The following is a 1,545-nucleotide window of genomic DNA, read 5'->3' as shown; positions in this document are numbered from 1 at the left end:
AAGCGCGGCGTTGATGTCGTGTTTTTGTAGTTCGGTAAACAATGTCACACTTCCCAAACAGCTGATGCGGTCATCACGAGCGTGGGCAAAGAACATCGGCGGCGTCTTTTCCGAGACCTGAATATCATCGATCAACCGAGTCGAATCGTCCTTTTCGACAAGCCACGCGGGGTAAACCAACACGGCAAAATCGGGAACAAATTTCGCTTGATCATGTTTATCGACGGGAGCGTAAAATCGTTTGCTGGCCGTTGCCGCACGAGCGGATGCGTTTCCTCCGGCTGAAAACCCAAGCACGCCTACACGCGTTGCCGAGACGCCTTCGACGGCGCCGCTGCGGACCAAGCTGATCGCACGCTGGATGTCCTGGACCGCTGGCTTCCAATTCTCGTCTTCGCTGCGGGTCGGAACGCGGTACTTCAGCACGACTGCGGTGACGCCGATCTCTTGCAGCCATTCTGCGATCTCGGTTCCTTCGAGATCCCATGCCAAAATCGAATAGCCGCCGCCTGGGCAAATCACGATTGCCGTATCCGATTTCACATCGGCTTTGGGCTGGTAAACATACAATTGGGGCGTGGAAACGTTGCCGATCCGGGTGACATATTTCCCTGCCACTTGGCGGCTGTTCTGATCGCTGGTGTCCTTCTCGGCTTCGGTCGGTGACGTCCACGCCGGAGGCTCGCTCGGCCAAACATTGACAATCCCCTCAGGCGACGTCGTGTTCACGGCGGTTGCGTCGGCGGGTTGTTCGGCTTTGAGAGCCCCTGTTGAAACGATCAAACCGAGGGCAACGAAGCAGCAGAGCGTGTTTTTCATAGAGATCTCGTAGTACAGCAAGGAGGGGAACGCGGATCGTGCCGCCGTTCTGTGGGGGGAAGGCTTCGAGTCGGTCATGTTCGCTGGGCTTCCAGCCTGATATGTGGCGTCTATTGTAGCCGGACGTCCCGTGCGTCCGCGTCCTTCACAACCTAAATTTCCGGTATCCTGACGTCGCGATGCAATCCAAGCCTCGCGGGCGCCCCATTTTTTCCGACGCCAGCGACGTCGGGCGAGCGATACGCTAGCAATTCTTCTGCAAGCACGCCTGCAATTGTCTTCGCCCGCCCCCGGATCCGGCAACCCGTCAGCGAAAAAGATACGCTAAGATTACGTTTGTATTACATCCATTCATTCTCTGGAAAATCAGGCTTAGCGGGGTGCCCTTGACGTGCCCGACGACCTTGCCGCCAATCTGGAACAACGGCTTCACAGGCTCGAAATCTGCGCAGCAATATCGCTGCATGCTTCGGAGATCCATCCTTGCGATGTTCTCGCCGCCCCGGACGCTCTCGTTGGCATCACCTCCAGCCGGCTTGGCCGCGATCCCCATCTGCACCGCCGAGTGTGTCAATTCTTGTCTCGCCGGATGCTCGATCTCCGCCAAAGCCAATCGACGTTGGTGGTCGCAGCCGGTTCGGCGATTGAACCGCTAGCGATGCGTGCTGCCGAACTGTTCCATGTTCCGATCATCCGCTTGGTGGTACCGCCGGATGATCCAGGCGA

2 protein-coding genes are annotated in these 1,545 nt (G+C 57.6%); one reads left to right on the top strand and one right to left on the bottom strand.

Going from position 1 to position 1,545, the window contains the following annotated elements; genetic code table 11:
• Window positions 1-819 (bottom strand): alpha/beta hydrolase (locus RMSM_RS35310; protein ID WP_052031962.1); only part of this gene is annotated, 819 nt, incomplete at its 3' end.
• A 391-nt stretch (window positions 820-1,210) separates the two neighbouring features.
• On the opposite strand from RMSM_RS35310, the gene RMSM_RS40385 reads away from it, so the two are divergent.
• Window positions 1,211-1,545, top strand: a 335-nt coding sequence (locus RMSM_RS40385) for a hypothetical protein (RefSeq protein ID WP_144058191.1), incomplete at its 3' end; no start/stop codon positions are given.

It is taken from the genome of Rhodopirellula maiorica SM1, from assembly GCF_000346295.1.
In the GTDB taxonomy this organism is placed as follows: Bacteria; Planctomycetota; Planctomycetia; order Pirellulales; family Pirellulaceae; genus Novipirellula; species Novipirellula maiorica.
The sequence above is the reverse complement of the archived record's forward strand: the minus strand, read 5'-3'. Positions and strand labels throughout refer to the sequence as shown.